Source organism: Acinetobacter brisouii CIP 110357, assembly GCF_000488275.1.
Lineage (GTDB): Bacteria > Pseudomonadota > Gammaproteobacteria > Pseudomonadales > Moraxellaceae > Acinetobacter > Acinetobacter brisouii.
Genome location: NZ_KI530762.1, coordinates 2,105,725 through 2,121,929, shown reverse-complemented (window position 1 = coordinate 2,121,929; position 16,205 = coordinate 2,105,725). Strand labels below are relative to the sequence as shown.

General features: G+C 42.5%; 17 protein-coding genes and 8 tRNA genes. 15 read left to right on the top strand and 10 right to left on the bottom strand.

The window, feature by feature from the left end:
- Window positions 1–2 precede the first annotated feature (2 nt).
- Complete coding sequence (locus tag P255_RS10230) at window positions 3–452, top strand: hypothetical protein (protein WP_004901846.1); 450 nt, start codon at window positions 3–5, stop codon at window positions 450–452.
- A gap of 58 nt (window positions 453–510) precedes the next feature.
- Here P255_RS10230 and dapE read toward each other — a convergent pair whose 3' ends face one another.
- The 3 genes from dapE to P255_RS10215 all read right to left on the bottom strand — a co-directional run bounded on the left by dapE (window position 511) and on the right by P255_RS10215 (window position 2,894).
- Window positions 511–1,644 (bottom strand): succinyl-diaminopimelate desuccinylase, encoded by a 1,134-nt coding sequence (dapE, locus tag P255_RS10225; RefSeq protein WP_004901844.1) that lies wholly within the window; start codon window positions 1,642–1,644, stop codon window positions 511–513.
- A gap of 107 nt (window positions 1,645–1,751) precedes the next feature.
- On the bottom strand, window positions 1,752–1,892 hold the full coding sequence (locus tag P255_RS10220; RefSeq protein WP_004901842.1) for an entericidin A/B family lipoprotein: 141 nt from the start codon (window positions 1,890–1,892) through the stop codon (window positions 1,752–1,754).
- An 84-nt stretch (window positions 1,893–1,976) separates the two neighbouring features.
- Entirely contained in the window at window positions 1,977–2,894 is a 918-nt protein-coding gene (locus P255_RS10215; RefSeq protein ID WP_004901840.1) for a DUF1853 family protein, read from the bottom strand.
- A 42-nt stretch (window positions 2,895–2,936) separates the two neighbouring features.
- On the opposite strand from P255_RS10215, the gene P255_RS10210 reads away from it, so the two are divergent.
- The 10 genes from P255_RS10210 (at window position 2,937) to P255_RS10165 (ending at window position 4,843) form a co-directional block, all read left to right on the top strand.
- Entirely contained in the window at window positions 2,937–3,314 is a 378-nt protein-coding gene (locus tag P255_RS10210; protein WP_004901838.1) for a YbaN family protein, read from the top strand.
- Window positions 3,314–3,847 carry a cell wall-recycling L,D-carboxypeptidase ElsL gene (gene elsL, locus P255_RS10205; RefSeq protein ID WP_004901837.1) on the top strand — a complete coding sequence of 178 codons (534 nt, stop codon included), beginning with the start codon at window positions 3,314–3,316 and terminating at the stop codon, window positions 3,845–3,847. The genes P255_RS10210 and elsL overlap by 1 nt, the downstream gene beginning before the upstream one ends.
- Before the next feature lie 159 nt (window positions 3,848–4,006).
- A tRNA-Val gene (locus P255_RS10200) sits at window positions 4,007–4,082 on the top strand.
- 23 nt (window positions 4,083–4,105) lie between these two features.
- Window positions 4,106–4,182, top strand: a tRNA-Asp gene (locus P255_RS10195).
- Between the two features lie 50 nt (window positions 4,183–4,232).
- Window positions 4,233–4,309: transfer RNA gene (locus P255_RS10190), tRNA-Asp, on the top strand.
- An 18-nt stretch (window positions 4,310–4,327) separates the two neighbouring features.
- Window positions 4,328–4,403 (top strand) — tRNA-Val (locus P255_RS10185).
- Between the two features lie 44 nt (window positions 4,404–4,447).
- A tRNA-Asp gene (locus P255_RS10180) sits at window positions 4,448–4,524 on the top strand.
- A gap of 21 nt (window positions 4,525–4,545) precedes the next feature.
- Window positions 4,546–4,621: transfer RNA gene (locus P255_RS10175), tRNA-Val, on the top strand.
- Between the two features lie 45 nt (window positions 4,622–4,666).
- Window positions 4,667–4,743: transfer RNA gene (locus P255_RS10170), tRNA-Asp, on the top strand.
- A 24-nt stretch (window positions 4,744–4,767) separates the two neighbouring features.
- A tRNA-Val gene (locus P255_RS10165) sits at window positions 4,768–4,843 on the top strand.
- Window positions 4,844–5,053: 210 nt separating this feature from the next.
- On the opposite strand, the gene P255_RS10160 is transcribed toward P255_RS10165, so the two are convergent.
- From P255_RS10160 to P255_RS10150, 3 genes are all read right to left on the bottom strand, one after another.
- The gene (locus P255_RS10160; protein ID WP_004901834.1) at window positions 5,054–5,614 is read right to left on the bottom strand and encodes a hypothetical protein; all 561 of its coding nucleotides are present in this window, start codon (window positions 5,612–5,614) and stop codon (window positions 5,054–5,056) included.
- A gap of 84 nt (window positions 5,615–5,698) precedes the next feature.
- Window positions 5,699–7,879, bottom strand: a complete 2,181-nt coding sequence (gene yccS, locus P255_RS10155) for a YccS family putative transporter (RefSeq protein WP_004901830.1) — start codon at window positions 7,877–7,879, stop codon at window positions 5,699–5,701.
- Between the two features lie 152 nt (window positions 7,880–8,031).
- Complete coding sequence (locus P255_RS10150) at window positions 8,032–8,826, bottom strand: hypothetical protein (protein WP_004901829.1); 795 nt, start codon at window positions 8,824–8,826, stop codon at window positions 8,032–8,034.
- Window positions 8,827–8,920: 94 nt separating this feature from the next.
- Between P255_RS10150 and P255_RS10145 the strand changes: the two genes are divergently transcribed.
- Complete coding sequence (locus P255_RS10145) at window positions 8,921–9,967, top strand: DUF1176 domain-containing protein (RefSeq protein ID WP_004901825.1); 1,047 nt, start codon at window positions 8,921–8,923, stop codon at window positions 9,965–9,967.
- Window positions 9,968–10,003: 36 nt separating this feature from the next.
- On the opposite strand, the gene P255_RS10140 is transcribed toward P255_RS10145, so the two are convergent.
- The gene (locus tag P255_RS10140) at window positions 10,004–10,594 is read right to left on the bottom strand and encodes a glutathione S-transferase (RefSeq protein WP_004901822.1); all 591 of its coding nucleotides are present in this window, start codon (window positions 10,592–10,594) and stop codon (window positions 10,004–10,006) included.
- Window positions 10,595–10,691: 97 nt separating this feature from the next.
- Here P255_RS10140 and P255_RS10135 point away from each other — a divergent pair, with 97 nt between their 5' ends.
- Window positions 10,692–11,597 carry a LysR substrate-binding domain-containing protein gene (locus P255_RS10135; RefSeq protein ID WP_004901821.1) on the top strand — a complete coding sequence of 302 codons (906 nt, stop codon included), beginning with the start codon at window positions 10,692–10,694 and terminating at the stop codon, window positions 11,595–11,597.
- Here the strand turns inward: P255_RS10135 and P255_RS10130 are convergent.
- Both P255_RS10130 and P255_RS10125 read right to left on the bottom strand, forming a co-directional pair.
- The gene (locus P255_RS10130; protein WP_035365187.1) at window positions 11,574–12,512 is read right to left on the bottom strand and encodes a tRNA-dihydrouridine synthase; all 939 of its coding nucleotides are present in this window, start codon (window positions 12,510–12,512) and stop codon (window positions 11,574–11,576) included. The genes P255_RS10135 and P255_RS10130 overlap by 24 nt on opposite strands.
- 202 nt (window positions 12,513–12,714) lie before the next feature.
- Window positions 12,715–12,945 carry a tautomerase family protein gene (locus tag P255_RS10125; protein WP_004901813.1) on the bottom strand — a complete coding sequence of 77 codons (231 nt, stop codon included), beginning with the start codon at window positions 12,943–12,945 and terminating at the stop codon, window positions 12,715–12,717.
- Window positions 12,946–13,007: 62 nt separating this feature from the next.
- On the opposite strand from P255_RS10125, the gene P255_RS10120 reads away from it, so the two are divergent.
- Window positions 13,008–13,478, top strand: coding sequence for a winged helix-turn-helix transcriptional regulator (locus P255_RS10120; RefSeq protein WP_004901812.1), 471 nt, complete (start codon window positions 13,008–13,010; stop codon window positions 13,476–13,478).
- Window positions 13,479–13,809: 331 nt separating this feature from the next.
- Here P255_RS10120 and P255_RS10115 read toward each other — a convergent pair whose 3' ends face one another.
- Window positions 13,810–14,616 carry a cytochrome C assembly family protein gene (locus P255_RS10115; RefSeq protein WP_004901811.1) on the bottom strand — a complete coding sequence of 269 codons (807 nt, stop codon included), beginning with the start codon at window positions 14,614–14,616 and terminating at the stop codon, window positions 13,810–13,812.
- A 145-nt stretch (window positions 14,617–14,761) separates the two neighbouring features.
- On the opposite strand from P255_RS10115, the gene ffh reads away from it, so the two are divergent.
- On the top strand, window positions 14,762–16,174 hold the full coding sequence (gene ffh / locus P255_RS10110; RefSeq protein ID WP_004901810.1) for a signal recognition particle protein: 1,413 nt from the start codon (window positions 14,762–14,764) through the stop codon (window positions 16,172–16,174).
- Window positions 16,175–16,205 lie beyond the last annotated feature (31 nt).

Below are 16,205 nucleotides of genomic sequence, written 5' to 3'. Positions count from 1 at the left end.
ATATGAATACCGAACGTGTACATAATATTGACCAGCAAGAGCTGCAACATCTAATTTCAGTATCTACGGGTTTTATTGATGCTTATATTATTGAGTGTTATAACCAAGTACCCATGCTGATCCCTCAAAATATTGTATTGTCAGCACAAAATGCAGGCACGCAAGCCGATGTACTCACTTGGCATGAGGTTGATTTGCCAGTTTATGCGATTCATCATCCTGATATGAAAGAGGGAATTGCCTTGGTCATTGAAGGCGAAGAAACTACTCAGCGGTTTGCTTTGTTATGCAATGAAATGCCACGAGGTATCCGCTTACGTATCTCTGAGGTTGTTGATGATGATCGGCTGATTGATGACCCTAAAGTTTTCCAATATGTTGTGGCTGAGGGTAAACAGTATCAGATTCCTAATTTGGTAGAAATTCAACGTGAACTGGGAATTCCTGTTTAATTTGAATTGAAAAAATAAAAAAGCCTTCGATCATGAAGGCTTTTTTATTGGGCTTAAGTTAGGCAAGTAGCTGTACCAGAATTTCTTCATAAATACGGGCTAAAGGCTCAAGCTCGTCGACATTGACGTGCTCATTGACCTGATGAATTGTTGCATTGAGCACGCCTAATTCAAGGACTTGCGCGCCAGTTGGTGCAATAAAACGACCATCTGAAGTTCCGCCACTGGTCGATAATTCGGTTTCAATTCCACAAACTTCGCGAATTGCATGCTGAGTTGCTTTAACGAGTTCACCCACAGGCGTAAGGAATGGTAAACCTGAGAGTGTCCATTGAATTTCAAAATTTAATTTGTGCTTGTTGAGAATTTCAATCACACGTGCTTGTAATTGTTCGGCGGTGACTTCTGTGCAGTAACGGAAATTAAAAGTTACGCTGAGTGTTCCAGGAATGACATTGGTTGCGCCTGTGCCTGCATGGATATTTGAAATCTGGAATGACGTCGCTGGAAAATATTCATTGCCCTGATCCCATACCGTGTTACAAAGTTCGTTCAGTGCAGCAGATGCCTGATGAATCGGGTTGTTGGCAAGATGAGGGTAGGCAACATGACCTTGTTTGCCTTGAATAGTTAAAACAGCATTGAGAGATCCGCGGCGTCCATTTTTGACAATATCACCAAGGCGATGAGTGCTTGATGGTTCACCTACAAGACACCAGGTTAGTTTTTCCTGACGGGCTTCTAAAGTTTCGATTACTTTGACTGTGCCATTAATTGCAGGGCCTTCCTCATCCGAAGTAATTAAATAAGCAATAGAGCCTTTGTGGTTTGGGTGCTTGGCAACAAAACGCTCGGTTGCAACCACCATGGCAGCGAGTGCTGTTTTCATATCCGCACTACCACGGCCATACAATTTACCGTCTTTAATTTCTGGTTGGAATGGCTGGGTTTTCCAGTCCTCTAGATTACCCGTTGGTACTACATCAGTATGACCTGCAAAGCAGAACACAGGTTCAGTTGTACCTCGGCGTGCCCAAAGGTTATCAACTTCTCCAAAACGCATTGGCTCAATATGAAAGCCAGCTTTTGCCAAGCGCTCTGCCATTATGGTTTGGCAGTTATGATCAACAGGTGTCACAGAGGGCTGACGTAAAAGTTCTAGACTAAGATCAAGAGTTTCGGAGGTAGACATAAGCAGCAAAAATCTAGCAGGATAAAATTTGTTGATTATGATAGGGGAAAGTCAGCAATAAAAAAACCTTATCAGAAAGATAAGGTTTTTTTGACATCATTGTGTTATTACATTTTATCTTGGGTTTTTGTTGCGGTATCTGATACAGCACTCCCCGCTTTGGATACATCCTGACCCATGCCGCGTATGGTATTACAACCTGTAAGAACAACTGCTAATGCGATTGAGACAAATAAAATTTTTTTCATTAAGACGCTCCAGTATGTCATTTTTTGTTACTGTACAATCAAGCATAAACAAGCCGTATTTAAAAAAGTATTGATGTTTGACATTTAAAATGTAATCACTTTGTAGCATTTGTATACAGAATCAATCAAATCAGGCTGGCGATACATATAAGTAAGTTGTGTGTTTGCATCATAATATAAGCCGTTAGACCACCATTGCACAGCAGTTGAAGTTGACTGAAGATTAGGACAAATCCATTCATGGCGTGTTAAATGCTGCATGGGCTGTTTCGGAATGGAAGTTCCCCAAAACCCTAATCGACGTTGTGTTGCGATCCATGATGGAGTTGCAAATAATTGATGCTCAGGAAGAAAAAGTTGTCCTTTGACTACAGCGAATTTTTGCTGAATACGGCGTCCCAAAACCTCATCGAACTGGAATTGGCGTTCGGTAAAATGGCGCAGTTTTTTTAAGAAGGTATCATCACGGTTTAAGCTATACCAAAAAGGTAAGCTGTAATCACGTTCTGCCAAGTAATACTTTAATGCCACTTCCCAATGTTCAACTTGCTGGCTTTGATGATTAAATACCACAAAATCAAGTTCACCCAAGGTTCTTGCGCCATCAATTTGTTGCAGGCTATGCCCTAATAGCTCATAGGGGTGATAACGCTGTTCAGGATTATCTTGTAACCAGAACCACAATAGCATTTCAAAGCGTAACCCTAGGCGCGTGCTTTTGAGTTGTGCTAGAAATTGCTGCAATGGAGCAGGGTCTTGATCCAGTTGTTTTAGGCGAGATTGATATTGCAGATAATATTGTTGCCATGTGGCAGCATCATGTAACTGAAAACGGTATCGAATCTCCAGTTCCAAAGGCAACTCACATAGTAAATTTGGGCTGGCAATTGCAAAAGCCAGTTGTCGTACACAGGGTTGCGTGAAAATCAGCCAAGGCTCAAAATAATCGTTTTGGTGTAAAGGCAGTATGTGGTGAGTCATTAAAATTACACCAATTACCATGAAGACCTTATACTAGCACTGTTCATCTGAGCAGGTTGTTGAATGAAAACATTGTTTTGGCGCATTCTAGTGAGTATTTTTGTCATATTGGCAATGATAGGCGCTATTTTACCTGGAATGCCAACCACCATTTTTTTGATTTTAGCTGCTTGGGCTGCATCGAAAGGCTGGCCACAGATGGATGCATGGCTACTCAATCATCCTAAATACGGCGCAACATTACGCAATTGGCGTGAGCATGGCACAGTACCACGCAAAGCCAAATATTGGGCATCTGGCATGATGTTCGTCAGCGCGATGATCATGTTGTTTACCCGAGCGCCACTCCTTGTTAAGGTATTTACCGATATCACAATGTTGATCGTTGCTATCTGGCTGTGGCAACGACCTGAACCTGCTGCCTATGATTTGAGAAAATAATGATGCTTCCAACTTCCTTGCTAGATGCTGATATTTTAATAGATCTTGAGACTCAAACCCTGATATTGCCTAAACTCAAGAAGAAATATCCGATTTCCTCTGGAAAAAATGGCATTGGCGAAGCTGAAAATAGTGGTAAAACTCCTAGAGGCTGGCATCGAGTTGCAGAAAAATTTGGTGATAATTTACCTGCTAACAGTGTTTTTATTGCTCGGCAAGCAACTGGCGAAACTTATTCGGCAGATTATGCTGCACAGTTTCCTGAACGTGACTGGATTTTATCTCGTATTTTATGGTTACAAGGTCTAGAACAGGGCTTTAACCTTGGTGAAGGTTGTGACACTTATCGCCGTTACATTTATATTCATGGTACGCCAGATAATCAACCAATGGGAATTGCGGCTTCGCATGGTTGTATCCGCATGCGGAATCAGGATGTGATTGAGCTGTTTGAATCTATTTCTACGGATGCTTTAGTGTATTTGTCCGAGTGTAAAATTGATCAACAAATTTATGATTCACTTGAGGTTTAAGCCAAAATAACGCCTCATTTTACTGAGATTTACAGCATTTGGTGAAAAATGACTTATTTTTTAATCATTCAGATACAAAAATAACGAAATGCCTCGAAAAGCGTTTGACAGTAGATCAAGATTCTCTATAATGCACCTCACAAACGATAAAGACGTTAAGGGCGCTTAGCTCAGTTGGTAGAGCGTCTGCCTTACAAGCAGAATGTCGGCGGTTCGATCCCGTCAGCGCCCACCAAGCCTTTACGTTAAACTCTCAGTGCAGCGGTAGTTCAGTTGGTTAGAATACCGGCCTGTCACGCCGGGGGTCGCGGGTTCGAGCCCCGTCCGCTGCGCCACTTGTAGAGTTTAATCATTGTTTGTACCACAAATGCGATATTGTGTAAGTGCAGCGGTAGTTCAGTTGGTTAGAATACCGGCCTGTCACGCCGGGGGTCGCGGGTTCGAGCCCCGTCCGCTGCGCCATTTACATAACCGCTTTTGGGGCGCTTAGCTCAGTTGGTAGAGCGTCTGCCTTACAAGCAGAATGTCGGCGGTTCGATCCCGTCAGCGCCCACCATATTTGCTTAAAAGTTTTAGCGACTTAACTTTTAAGTTTACCGTGCAGCGGTAGTTCAGTTGGTTAGAATACCGGCCTGTCACGCCGGGGGTCGCGGGTTCGAGCCCCGTCCGCTGCGCCATTTAAAGTCCAAACCCTATGAGGGCGCTTAGCTCAGTTGGTAGAGCGTCTGCCTTACAAGCAGAATGTCGGCGGTTCGATCCCGTCAGCGCCCACCATATTCAACTTAAAAGTTTTAGCGACTTAACTTTTAGGTTTACCGTGCAGCGGTAGTTCAGTTGGTTAGAATACCGGCCTGTCACGCCGGGGGTCGCGGGTTCGAGCCCCGTCCGCTGCGCCATCTCTTAAGTCCACTCCCTATATAGGGCGCTTAGCTCAGTTGGTAGAGCGTCTGCCTTACAAGCAGAATGTCGGCGGTTCGATCCCGTCAGCGCCCACCATATTTTTCAAAAATATTCTATTTCATTATTTAAATATTCTATATTTCATACTTTGCTTTAAGCTCTGATTGCTGATTGCTGATTGCTGATTGCTGATTGCTGATTGCTGATTGCTGATTGCTGATTGCTGATTGCTGATTGCTGATTGCTGATTGCTGAGCAATAAAAAACCTCCGCTTGGGAGGTTTTTTAATTTTATTTTAGTATGTTTTAGATTTGTTTAGGTTCACCCACACTTTCTCGTAAGTGTTTGCGAATGGTTTCAAAAGGAAAGTTTCTTGAATCCATGCGTTTTGGCAAAATATATGCGCCTTGTTGATCTTTAACTTTAAAGTTGATGAGCAGAAATTCAGGCGTATTGTACCATTCGTACATATCTTTCCAGCCTACAGTTCCAACACCTTCTTGTGCACCCATTTGTTGGCGCATGACTAGACCATGAGGTTGTACACCTAAACGAATTCCTTTAATTTCTTGAGTTGGAAATTCGTTCATTTTGCGTTTCACATACCATTCTAAACCAAATTTGCGAATGAGTAGATAAACGATGACACAGACAATCGCAACCCAACAAAAAATCGTAGAATAGTTTTTGATCAGCGCAATCCCCAAAAGCGCCAGTACTACCACAGCGCCCATAATTGCCCAAGCTTTAAGGCTGATTTTATTGGTACTCCGCCAAATCATCAACTGCGCATTACGCTGTTCGGCTTCAGAAACTTCATAATTTACGGGTTGCAAAGTATATGCATATAAGGTTTTAGCGGTCATAGCGAATAGTTACAAATAGATACTCAAAAAGTTTAGCATTAAACATTGGCGAAACGTCAACATATTACACCAAAATCTCAGCTTTTAAAGTGATGCCAATTCACTGGCATCAGTATTGTGTTCATTACTCAGGTTTTGTTTGAGCGTCATTAATTGCTCCAGCACACCAAACATCAGGGAGAGTTGCTGTAAAATAATCAGTGCTTTTTGATCATTTTGATTGTTTTGTGATAAGCGTTGGCGAATGGTTTGCAGCATATTTTTGGAGTTCAAATCTGGGTGCTCATCACGCAATAATACGCCTTGAATATCGTCCAGTGCCGAATCGAGCAGGGTCAAAATCTCCTGATCGAATAGTTGTTCCCGATGTGCACCAAGTGCTGCAATATAGCTTAAAAAAGTATGACTCAGGCAAAGTAAATCAAAAGCTGCGGTTTTTTGGCTTGGATCGAAATCGGGTTCGGTTGCGAGTGTAGAAATCAGTGAAGCAAGTTCAGCATCGCGATTGTGTGCAGTACGGCGTTTAACCCGATAATCTAGCCCGTTGTTTCGACCTTGGCGGTATTGGAGTACGACTTCAGCTAAATAGTCGCATTGGGCATTGAATGCACGGCGAATACTATGGGGTAGGCGACGGAATTTCCAGTCAGGGAAAATAAAGGTGACGCCAAACCATGCAAAGCCACAACCAATCAGCGTGTCAATCATGCGTGGGAAAGCTGCTGTTGTGCCCATCCCATCAAGATTAAAATTGATTAAAGCTAGAATCGTGATAAATGCTGTGGCTTGAGCATATTGCTTACTACGAAGTTCAAAAAACAAAATCCCGCTGAGAATTAGCACAATGAGTTGCCCCTCAGTTGACGGAATAAATTTTAAGATCAAAAGACCAATCAGAATACCCAGTAAAGTCCCCCAGATTCTTAAGCGTAAGCGGCGTTTGGTCGCGTTAAAGTTGGGTTGACTGACGAATAATGCTGTAAGCAGAATCCAGTAACCATATTGAATATGGTCATGCGTCAGCTGTACAAAAACATAAGCAAAGAACAATACGATAGATAAACGGATGGCATGGCGAAATAAAACAGATTCTGGGGTCAGATTTTGCATGATCCGCACTTTGATATCTACCCAGCCTTTGAGATCGTCATCCTTCAGTTGTTGGTCTTGTCGTTTGCTAAGATCCATGCTCATCGCACGTTCAGCTTCCAAATTGCGCAGCTGCCCATCAATCGCTTTGAGATTTTGATAGAGTGACATCAGTGCATTAACCCAAATCGGGTCATCTGGATATTGCTCGGGCAGTTTTTTTAGCGATAAACGTAAGTTTTCGAATGCATGTTTAAAGCGTGTACTGTGCCGATAGGGAGTCTGCTTGATGATGTTATCGCTTAAATCCTTACAAGCTTTGCCTTGTAATGACAAAATACGCTGAAAGCGAAATAACACATCGCTGTGTTTAAAGTTATCTGCCAGTTGTTGATAGTCAATATGTGCAGAATCGGCACGTTCATGAATATCTTGCGCTACAAAATAATATTGCAGGCTGCGTCGGGTATCTTTTTGTCCACGGTCACCTTTGAGCCGAGTCAGCAACGCAGTTTTCATATCGTTAAAGAGAGCGATTAACTTGCCATTTTCCATCGACAGGTCAATCATGCTTTGCCGATAGCTCTCTGGCGTCATATCAACATCAAACAAGTTGGATTTGGCAAATAGAAAATCACCAAGACAGGCATAACTTTGTGCCAGTTTGACTTGGACTGGGCGAATCGGAAACAGCAAAAAACTGATGGTGGAGAGAATTCCATACCAAATTGCACCTATAACCAGTAACAACGGCTGCATATACCATTCATCGAACAGATGCACGCCAAGCATGGCATAGACGGACACCACCAGACAGCCATATGAAATGGTAGAATAACGCCGCCCCAGTGAACCCAGTAAAATCAGCACAATACAAGCCGCAATCAGACCAAGGGCAAAAAATACAGGATGGGGAAACAGCAACTGTACTGAGCTGGCAGCGACGAAAAAGCCAAAATAGGTATAAAACTGGTTTAAAATCCGTACGGTAAAGCGGTCATCGATATCACTTAAACCTGCTGCAACCACACCTAAAGTCAGGGGAATGGTCGCGAGTTGGAAATGCAGGAAATAAGGCACGAAAGCTGTTCCGATAAAAGCAATAGCCATACGAAAGTTATACATCAGTGATGCATTGTAAGTGACTCGGCGAATGCGATGTAGCCCAAGATTCAAGTTGTATTTTCCCTAGTCAAAAAATGCCTTGTGATCAAAAATGTACAGTGTATACGAATATTTTTACCCAGATAAAATTATACGTTGCAGATGATCAACTTGTCTTTACTGTTCAGAATTAAAATTAGTTCACTGTTATTGTTAGGGTATTTTTAGGAAACTTTTATATACTCACCATCGGCTGTGACATTGTGTCCAAAACCACAACTGCTGTCGGGTGAACCATTGGTTGAGGTGGTGGCACGAAGCCGATCTCCTTGAAATTTGAGCTGGATTCGGCAAAATTCATGCTCAAGGGCGTCAGGATAAGTCCATATGGATTGCTGTTGTTGAATCTTGGTTTGATAGTCATATTCTCCCAGATTGGGGCCATACAGCAGCCCATTTAAACCAAAATATAAACCTTCAAAATGAATGTAATATTGCTGGTTTGTTTGAGCCTTGACGATATAAGTTTGCCAAGCACCTAAACCTGCGTACATCCAGTATTCACCTGCAGGGCTCTTTGTTGTAGCGTGTTGTGGAATCAGTTTTAAATTAAATGCAGTTTTTGCCGATTTCGGGGCAAGACCCAGCCATGCTTTGGCTTTGCCATAATCCTGTGTTTTGATATAGGTCAGGGCAATGCTGTTGTATAAGGTATCTAGGCTGTTTTGGCTCAAATAGGCTGAATTTTTCGCAGTAAATATCTGTTTGGCTAAGTCACTCGGGTCTTCTTTTAAACGTAAACAGCTTTCCAGATAGCCTACTTGTTCAGTCCAAATTTTTCGTGCTTGTAGATATTGGGCTTTTTTATAGTGCTGTTCGGCTTGGCTATTTATGGTTGCGAGTGTGGTACAAAATTTAAGTTGCTGGGTTTCGTTTTCAGACCAATCTGCATGTGTGGTAGAGTTTATGGCAAGGTATAAGCAGCCTGAAATGAAGCTTGTTTTTAAAATGGGTAACATGATTTATTCTCAAGCGATTTGCAATTTTGTTACAGCATAAAAGTAATCGTTTTCGGCATAATCAGCTTTTTTGTATCTGATAAAAATAGTGAAAATGAAAAAAAGTATAGCGGTTGGTATTTTACTGGGTAGCAGTGTGACAATGTTTGCACATGCAGGGGAACAGTCATTTCAATATAAAGACTGGCAAATGGTCTGTGATAACACCCGAACCTGCCGTGCTGCGGGGTATTCTGCTGATGAAGCCCAAGCAAGGGTGTCGGTATTACTGACCCGTAAAGCAGGGGTAAATCAACCTGTTACTGCACAAGTTCAACTTGCCGATGTGGGGGAAGAGGGAGATCCAACCATTCCTAAAGCGGTCGATTTCTGGGTGGGTCAGCAAAATTTAGGCAGAATTCTCCTCAAAGATGCAGGCGGTGATTTAAATGCGATGCAAACACGTGCATTGTTAAACGCGTTAAAAGGCAGTCAACATATTTATTTTGCTTTAGGTAAGTCGCGCTGGGATGTGTCAAGTGCAGGGGCAAATGCAGTCTTACTCAAAGTTGATGAACAGCAAGGTCGGTTAAATACGCCATCTGCGTTGATTCGTGTGGGTAACCAGTCCGAGAAGTCGGTTTTACCTGCCTTGCCGATGCCTATTATTCATCAACAGAAAATTCCAGTCGCCAATTTAAAGCTTTGGCAAAAACAAGTGGATTGGAGTCTTCTGACCCAAAACTTGAAAGTGCAGCAAGCAAAAAACAAATCCGATGATCAGGAATGTTCAAGCCTAACCGAAAATAATGAATACACCAAGTTTGAGCCACAAGTCGAAGCAGTCTTACCGAATAAACGCTTGCTGGTCAGTGGTTTATGCTGGCGTGGCGCGTATAACGAAGGTTATGGCTACTGGGTGATTCAACAGCAAAAACCGTATAAACCGCAATTGGTGACGGTGAGTGCTTCAGGCTATGAGAATGGTGTGATTGATGCAGCACAAAAAGGTCGTGGCTTGGGAGACTGTTGGTGGCATGCTCAGTGGGTCTGGAATGGTCAGAACTTCGTGAAAAGCTTAGATGCGACTACGGGCATGTGTCGTATGATTTTATTGGGTGGTGCTTGGGATTTGCCGAGTTATGTCAGTCAGGTGAAATAAGCACGAAGGATGCGAAAAAAAGCATCCCTCTATCAGTTAATCCTGTGGATAGGCATAGTGCTGAAAAACTTCAGTCTGTTCCATCTGTTGCTGTAGTTGGGTGATGTGCGGATAGTTCACTTCAGCAATCAGTCCCGAGAGTTTTTTCTCGACAAATGTCCATACAATCGCAAGGCTGATACAGACCTGATCTGCTGGATGAAATGGATAGCCTTGAATTTGCTGTTCGATGGCTTGGCAGGCTTTTTCAGCCTGAAGTAGAACCCGTTGTTTCCATGCAGGGTTTTGCAGTTCTTCTGCACGTAGTTGGGTTTCATAAACATATTGCACGGCTTTTTCTGCTAAAGCTAAAATCAGACCCAAAAGTTGATAACCTTGAACTGAGAGTGCAAAGCAGTTGAGTTTTTGTTGATGCTCAAGACATTGCAAAATCAGGGTCGAATCCATCAGGTATGTACCATCATCGAGCAATAAGGTCGGTGCTTTGACTACAGGATTGATTTGGGAAAATTCATTAAAAGTGGAAAAGACCGATAATTGAACCAGTTCAAATTTGACCTGATGGCTGGCTAGGCTAATGGCAACACGTCGTACAAAAGGTGAATCGAGCATTCCGTAAAGTTTCATGGCAAATCTCTGTGTCTCATGATGTTTTTTATCAGCATACACAAATCATGCAGCGTTGGTTTTCGTATTTCTAACACAGGCTGTAAGGAAGGCTTACATGGCACAATTGCCATCATTACAGATGCTTAAGAGCTTTGAAGCAGTCAGTCGGCTAGGAAGTTTTACCCAAGCTGCCGCAGAACTGCATGTTTCACATTCGGCCATTAGTCAGCAGATCAAGGCATTGGAAGCTTATTTGGGGCGTCAGTTGCTACAACGCCAAACCAAGAAAGTCACGGTTTCCGAAGATGGACGTTTATATGCGATTCAAATTCGCGATGCACTAAAAACTTTGGAAGATGCCACCTTTCAGCTCAAAACTAATCCGCGTCAGGCTGAACTGGTGATTGCCACTTTACCGTCCTTTGCCGCACATTGGCTTGCACCTCGGCTAATGGATTTTCGTCAATTGTACCCACAGATCCATTTGAAATTATTGGTCGATTTGGCAGTCGGAGATCTCAGTGAGCAACAGTTTGATGTTGCGATTCGTATGGGCAATGGCGACTGGCGGGCGGCAGCGCAGAAAGAGCTCTTGTTCTATGATGAGTTATGGGTAGTCGCAGCTACCGATTTCCAACAGGGACGACTGTATTTTTCTGATCAGCAGATTATTGAAACCCCTGTTATTTCATCACTGGAAACATGGAACTGGTGGTGTGAAAAGGCAGATGTGGCATTCCCTGAGCAGAGCTTATTGCAAGTCAATGACTCCAATGTGGTGATTGAAATGTTGCGTCGTGGTTTAGGCGTCGCCTTGGAGCGTAAAAGTGTGGTGTTTGATTTGGTACAGCAAGGTATCCTTAAAAGAATTTCCAATACTGTGGTGGCATATCCGTGGGCGTACTGGAGTGTGATACCTGAAGGGCAGACTTTGCAACCTGAAACCAGTCTGTTTTTAGACTGGCTCAAGCAGCAGGTGCAGATTTATGAAAATGATTTAGGGTGCGATACTGCGTTGTAATTGCTGGATGACATCCTCTAGCACTTTAATACGTTTGACTTCATCCCAAAGTTGCTTGGCTTCAGGGTAGGCTTTGCTCATCATGCCGAGCCATTGTTTGTAACGCCCTACCATGCCAATTTCAGTTTTACTTGGGCCATTCAAGAAGCGAATTTGTAGCTCGACCAACTCCTGCCAAGACAGCAAAGCCTGATCAGATTTCTGGCGAATACACTGAGTTAAATCAGGGGTAGTCACTGCACCGCGTCCAAGCATTAAATCTTCACAGCCTGACTGGGCTTGACATGCTTTTGCATGCTGGTAATTCCAGATTTCTCCATTGGCAATGACATTGATTTTTAGCGCTTCGCGAATGGGTCGAATTTTTTCCCAGTAGGCGGGTGGGGTATAACCATCGGCTTTAGTACGCGCATGTACTGTGAGCCAGCTTGCACCTGCATCTTCAATCGCATGAGCATTGTCCATGGTGTGGTTTTCATCCAGATAACCCAAACGCATTTTGGCAGACACAGGAATGTGAGCAGGCACGGCGTCGCGAACTGCTTTCACCAAAATATGCACGACATCAGGTTCATCTAACAGAATAGAACCGCCACGGTGACGGTTGACAGTTTTGGCAGGACAGCCAAAATTCAGGTCAATCGCAGGCGCGCCGAGTTCAACAGCGCGCACGGCATTGGCTGCCAGCATTTCGGGATTATTTCCCAAAAACTGCACATGTACAGGTGTCCCCGCAGCAGTTTTACCACCATTTTTTAGTTCAGGGCAGTAGCTGTCATAAACATGTTCGGGTAACAGACTATCGGTAACGCGAATGAACTCTGTGACACACCAGTCAAAACTGCCCACATGCGTTAGCACATCACGCATAATCGGATCGGTTAAGCCTTCCATGGGTGCAAGGATGAGTTTCACGGTTTTAGGTCACCAGTTAAGTTTGAGAAACGGTGTTATACGTTTTTTTGTGCCGATTGTCTAGGCGATGGGCTTTGGAAGATTATCGCTAGAAATCCGCTTGGTTCTGTGAGTTTATTCAATAAGGTTGTGATGATTAAAATCATCACAACCTACTACGGTCAGTCGGGACTGTTCTAAGTTTTGTGTAAGGGCTTAATTTTTATTTATCAATTTCATTGAGAATCTGAATCATTTCTTTTGTCGGCTTTAAATGACCTAGCTGCCATTGTTCAGGTGGATGTTCATCAATACGAATCCAAATATGCTCTCTAAAAGCAGCTCTTCCTTTACCTTCAATTTCCACAAATAAATCTGTTAAACGTTTAAAAAGCTCAGCTTTACTATCTTTATCAAGCAAACCTTCTATTGTTTGTACATGAATGAATGGCATATTATTATCTCAATTTAATCTGGGTCTTTAATTTAGACCCAAGATAGGCGGAGTTCACTTAAATGTCAAATCAAATATCTTTTAGTCACAAGTTTTCTTCCGAAGCGTGTGGAATTGTTAAAATTGCAGAAATTCTAAATGACAGATGGACTATTCTCTTGTTAAGGGAAGCCTTTTATGGGGTGACTAAATTCAATGATTTTATGAAAAATACAGGTATATCTAAGCAAATCCTATCTAATCGATTAAAGCATCTTGTTGAATTAAATATATTAAAGTTGTCTTTATACAAAGAAATGGGGGTAAGAGAACGTCAAGAATACTTGCTTACATCAAAGGGGAGAAGTTTGAATGTGGTATTACTTGCTATGTTAGAATCTGGTAGTGATTTTTTATCAAAAGAAGAGCCTGTCGTTAAAATTTTTCAAAAAGATCAAGATGTCGCACTTAGATTGAAACTTGTTAATGAAAATAATCAAGTGGTTAGTATTAACGATATGGAATTAAGAACTGTTTCTAATTCTAAATTTTGAGCGTCACAGCATAAAGCTCAAGAACTTTCTTTAATGAAAAAACGTTATACAGAAATACTCCTACCTTAAAAAGGTAACAAAACGATTAATATCCAATCAGAAAAGTCTTTTTAGTTTTTTGGAAATCACTGATTTCTTATTCTTATTTAATATAATATGGCTTATACGAAACTTACTTATAAGACTAAATAAATTACTTAAAATCAATATGTTAATGATAATAGAAAAGCCCAGTTTATAAAAATGGGCTTTCTATTAAATTTTCATGTTCCACACTCGCTTATGGATGAATGCTGCACATTTTAAATAAGAAAAAACTGAATAAATGCCTTTATTTCCCTAAAATCATTTCTAAAATAAATTTACTGCCGATAAAGCCGACCGCAAGAAGGGAAAAGCCGATCAGGGTAAAGCGAATCGCTTTTTGTCCACGCCAGCCAAATTTGAAGTGACCAATCAGAAGCACGCCATAAACAACCCATGAAATTAGGCTAAACACGGTTTTATGGGCTAAATGCTGCGCTAAGAAACTGTCTACGGTGAAGAACCCAAAGCCCAAAGCAATGGTGAGCACCACAAAACCTGTTATGAGCATGTCAAATAACAGTGACTCCATGACTTGAAATGGAGGTAACAGATTCACCCAGAGGCGTTTTTGTTTTTTCTTGAGTTCGCGGTCTTGGAACCACATCAGTACTGCTTGAATGGTGGCCATGAGCAATACAGCATACGCTGACAGCGATAAAATGATGTGAATATCCAACCCGAGAGAGTGTTCTTCAGTAAACTGATCGGGATGGCTAAATGCAAAACCAAAAATAAGCCCTGTCGCAGCGACAGGAATGCCCAGTAAATTCAGGGCAATCACGGGACGATAGGTGCTGTATACTGCACTTAATAGCAGCATTAAACCAGAAGTAAACGACATTAAGTTGAAAACGTCGTAATTGACCCCATGTGTTGTTAACATGTCATGTTCTAAAATATAGCCATGTAACAACAGACCTATGCTCAGAATGACGCCAATAAACCAACGGTTTGGCTCACGCTTCGCCAATAAGTGCATAAAGGAGTACCAAAAACCAGTGGTATAAGCGATTAAAGCCAGTATCGTGTACACCAAGGGGAGACTGATCATGTCAAACCTTTGTTGGAATAATGAATATTCATGCTATGCGATATAATTTCGATGTGAACTCAAGTATCCTATAGCATTTCATGCATAAATTTTCTATTTTTGAGAAAGATTTTTTTGCAACAGACCATTTTAAGCGGAATTTGCAATGTTTGACACCTTAACAGAACGACTCTCACAGAGTTTAAGAAATGTTACCGGTACAGGACAACTGACCGAAGACAATATTAAAGACACCCTGCGAGAAGTGCGTATGGCACTTCTAGAGGCGGATGTTGCCTTACCTGTAACCCGTGAGTTTATCGCGAAAGTTAAGGAACAGGCACTTGGACAAGAAGTCATGAGCCAACTGTCTCCAGGACAGGCTTTTGTCAAGATTGTTCATGATGAACTGACCAAAATGATGGGCGAGGAAAACCAAAGCCTGGATTTGGCAGCGAAACCGCCAGTGGTTGTATTATTGGCAGGTTTGCAGGGTGCGGGTAAAACCACCACTGCGGCAAAATTGGCGCGCTTCTTAAAAGAACGCCAAAAGAAAAAAGTCATGACGGTTTCTGCTGACGTTTACCGTCCTGCGGCGATTAAACAGTTAGAAACGGTTTCAGGCGAAGTTGGTGCAGAATTTATTTCATCGAGTGCAGATGAAAAACCGATTGATATTGTCAATCGTGCCATCGAACAGGCAAAAATCAAGTTTGCCGATGTATTGATTGTCGATACGGCAGGTCGTTTACATGTCGATGAAGACATGATGGATGAAATTAAAGAATTGCACGCTGCAGTTAAACCAACCGAAACTTTGTTCGTGGTCGATGCCATGACGGGTCAGGATGCGGCAAATACTGCAAAAGCCTTTAACGATGCCTTGCCACTGACAGGTGTGATTTTGACCAAAACTGATGGTGATGCACGCGGTGGTGCGGCGCTTTCAGTGCGTGCCATTACTGGCAAGCCAATCAAGTTCTTGGGTATGGGTGAAAAACTCGATGCGCTTGAACCATTCCACCCTGAACGTATTGCCCAGCGTATTTTGGGTATGGGTGACGTGCTGTCTTTGGTTGAGGAAGTTGAACGCAAACTCGACAAAGAAAAAGCCGAAAAAATGGCGAAAAAATTGCAAAAAGGTGGCAGCTTCAACTTTGAAGATATGCTGACGCAATTTGAGCAAATGAGCAAAATGGGCGGTATGATGGGCTTCTTGGACAAGTTGCCTGGCATGAGCGGTGCAGGTTTGCAGCAAGCGATTCAGCAAGCCAACCCTGAAAAGCAAGTCAAGAAGATGGAAGCCATCATTTTGTCGATGACGCTCAAAGAGCGCCGTAACCCAGACTTGATGAACCCAAGCCGTAAGAAACGTATTGCAGCAGGCTGTGGTATGGATGTCGCCGAAGTCAATAAATTGATCAAGCAACATGCGCAAATGGCGAAAATGATGAAGAAATTTGCCAATCCGTCAGGTTTGGGCAAAATGATGCGTTCACTCAGCGGTATGCAAAAGCAGTTCGGTGGTGGTGGCGGTGGTATGGGGCCATTATTTGGTGGCAACGACCAGAAAAAATAAAATTTTCTTTATAAAAAAGAGGCGCATATTG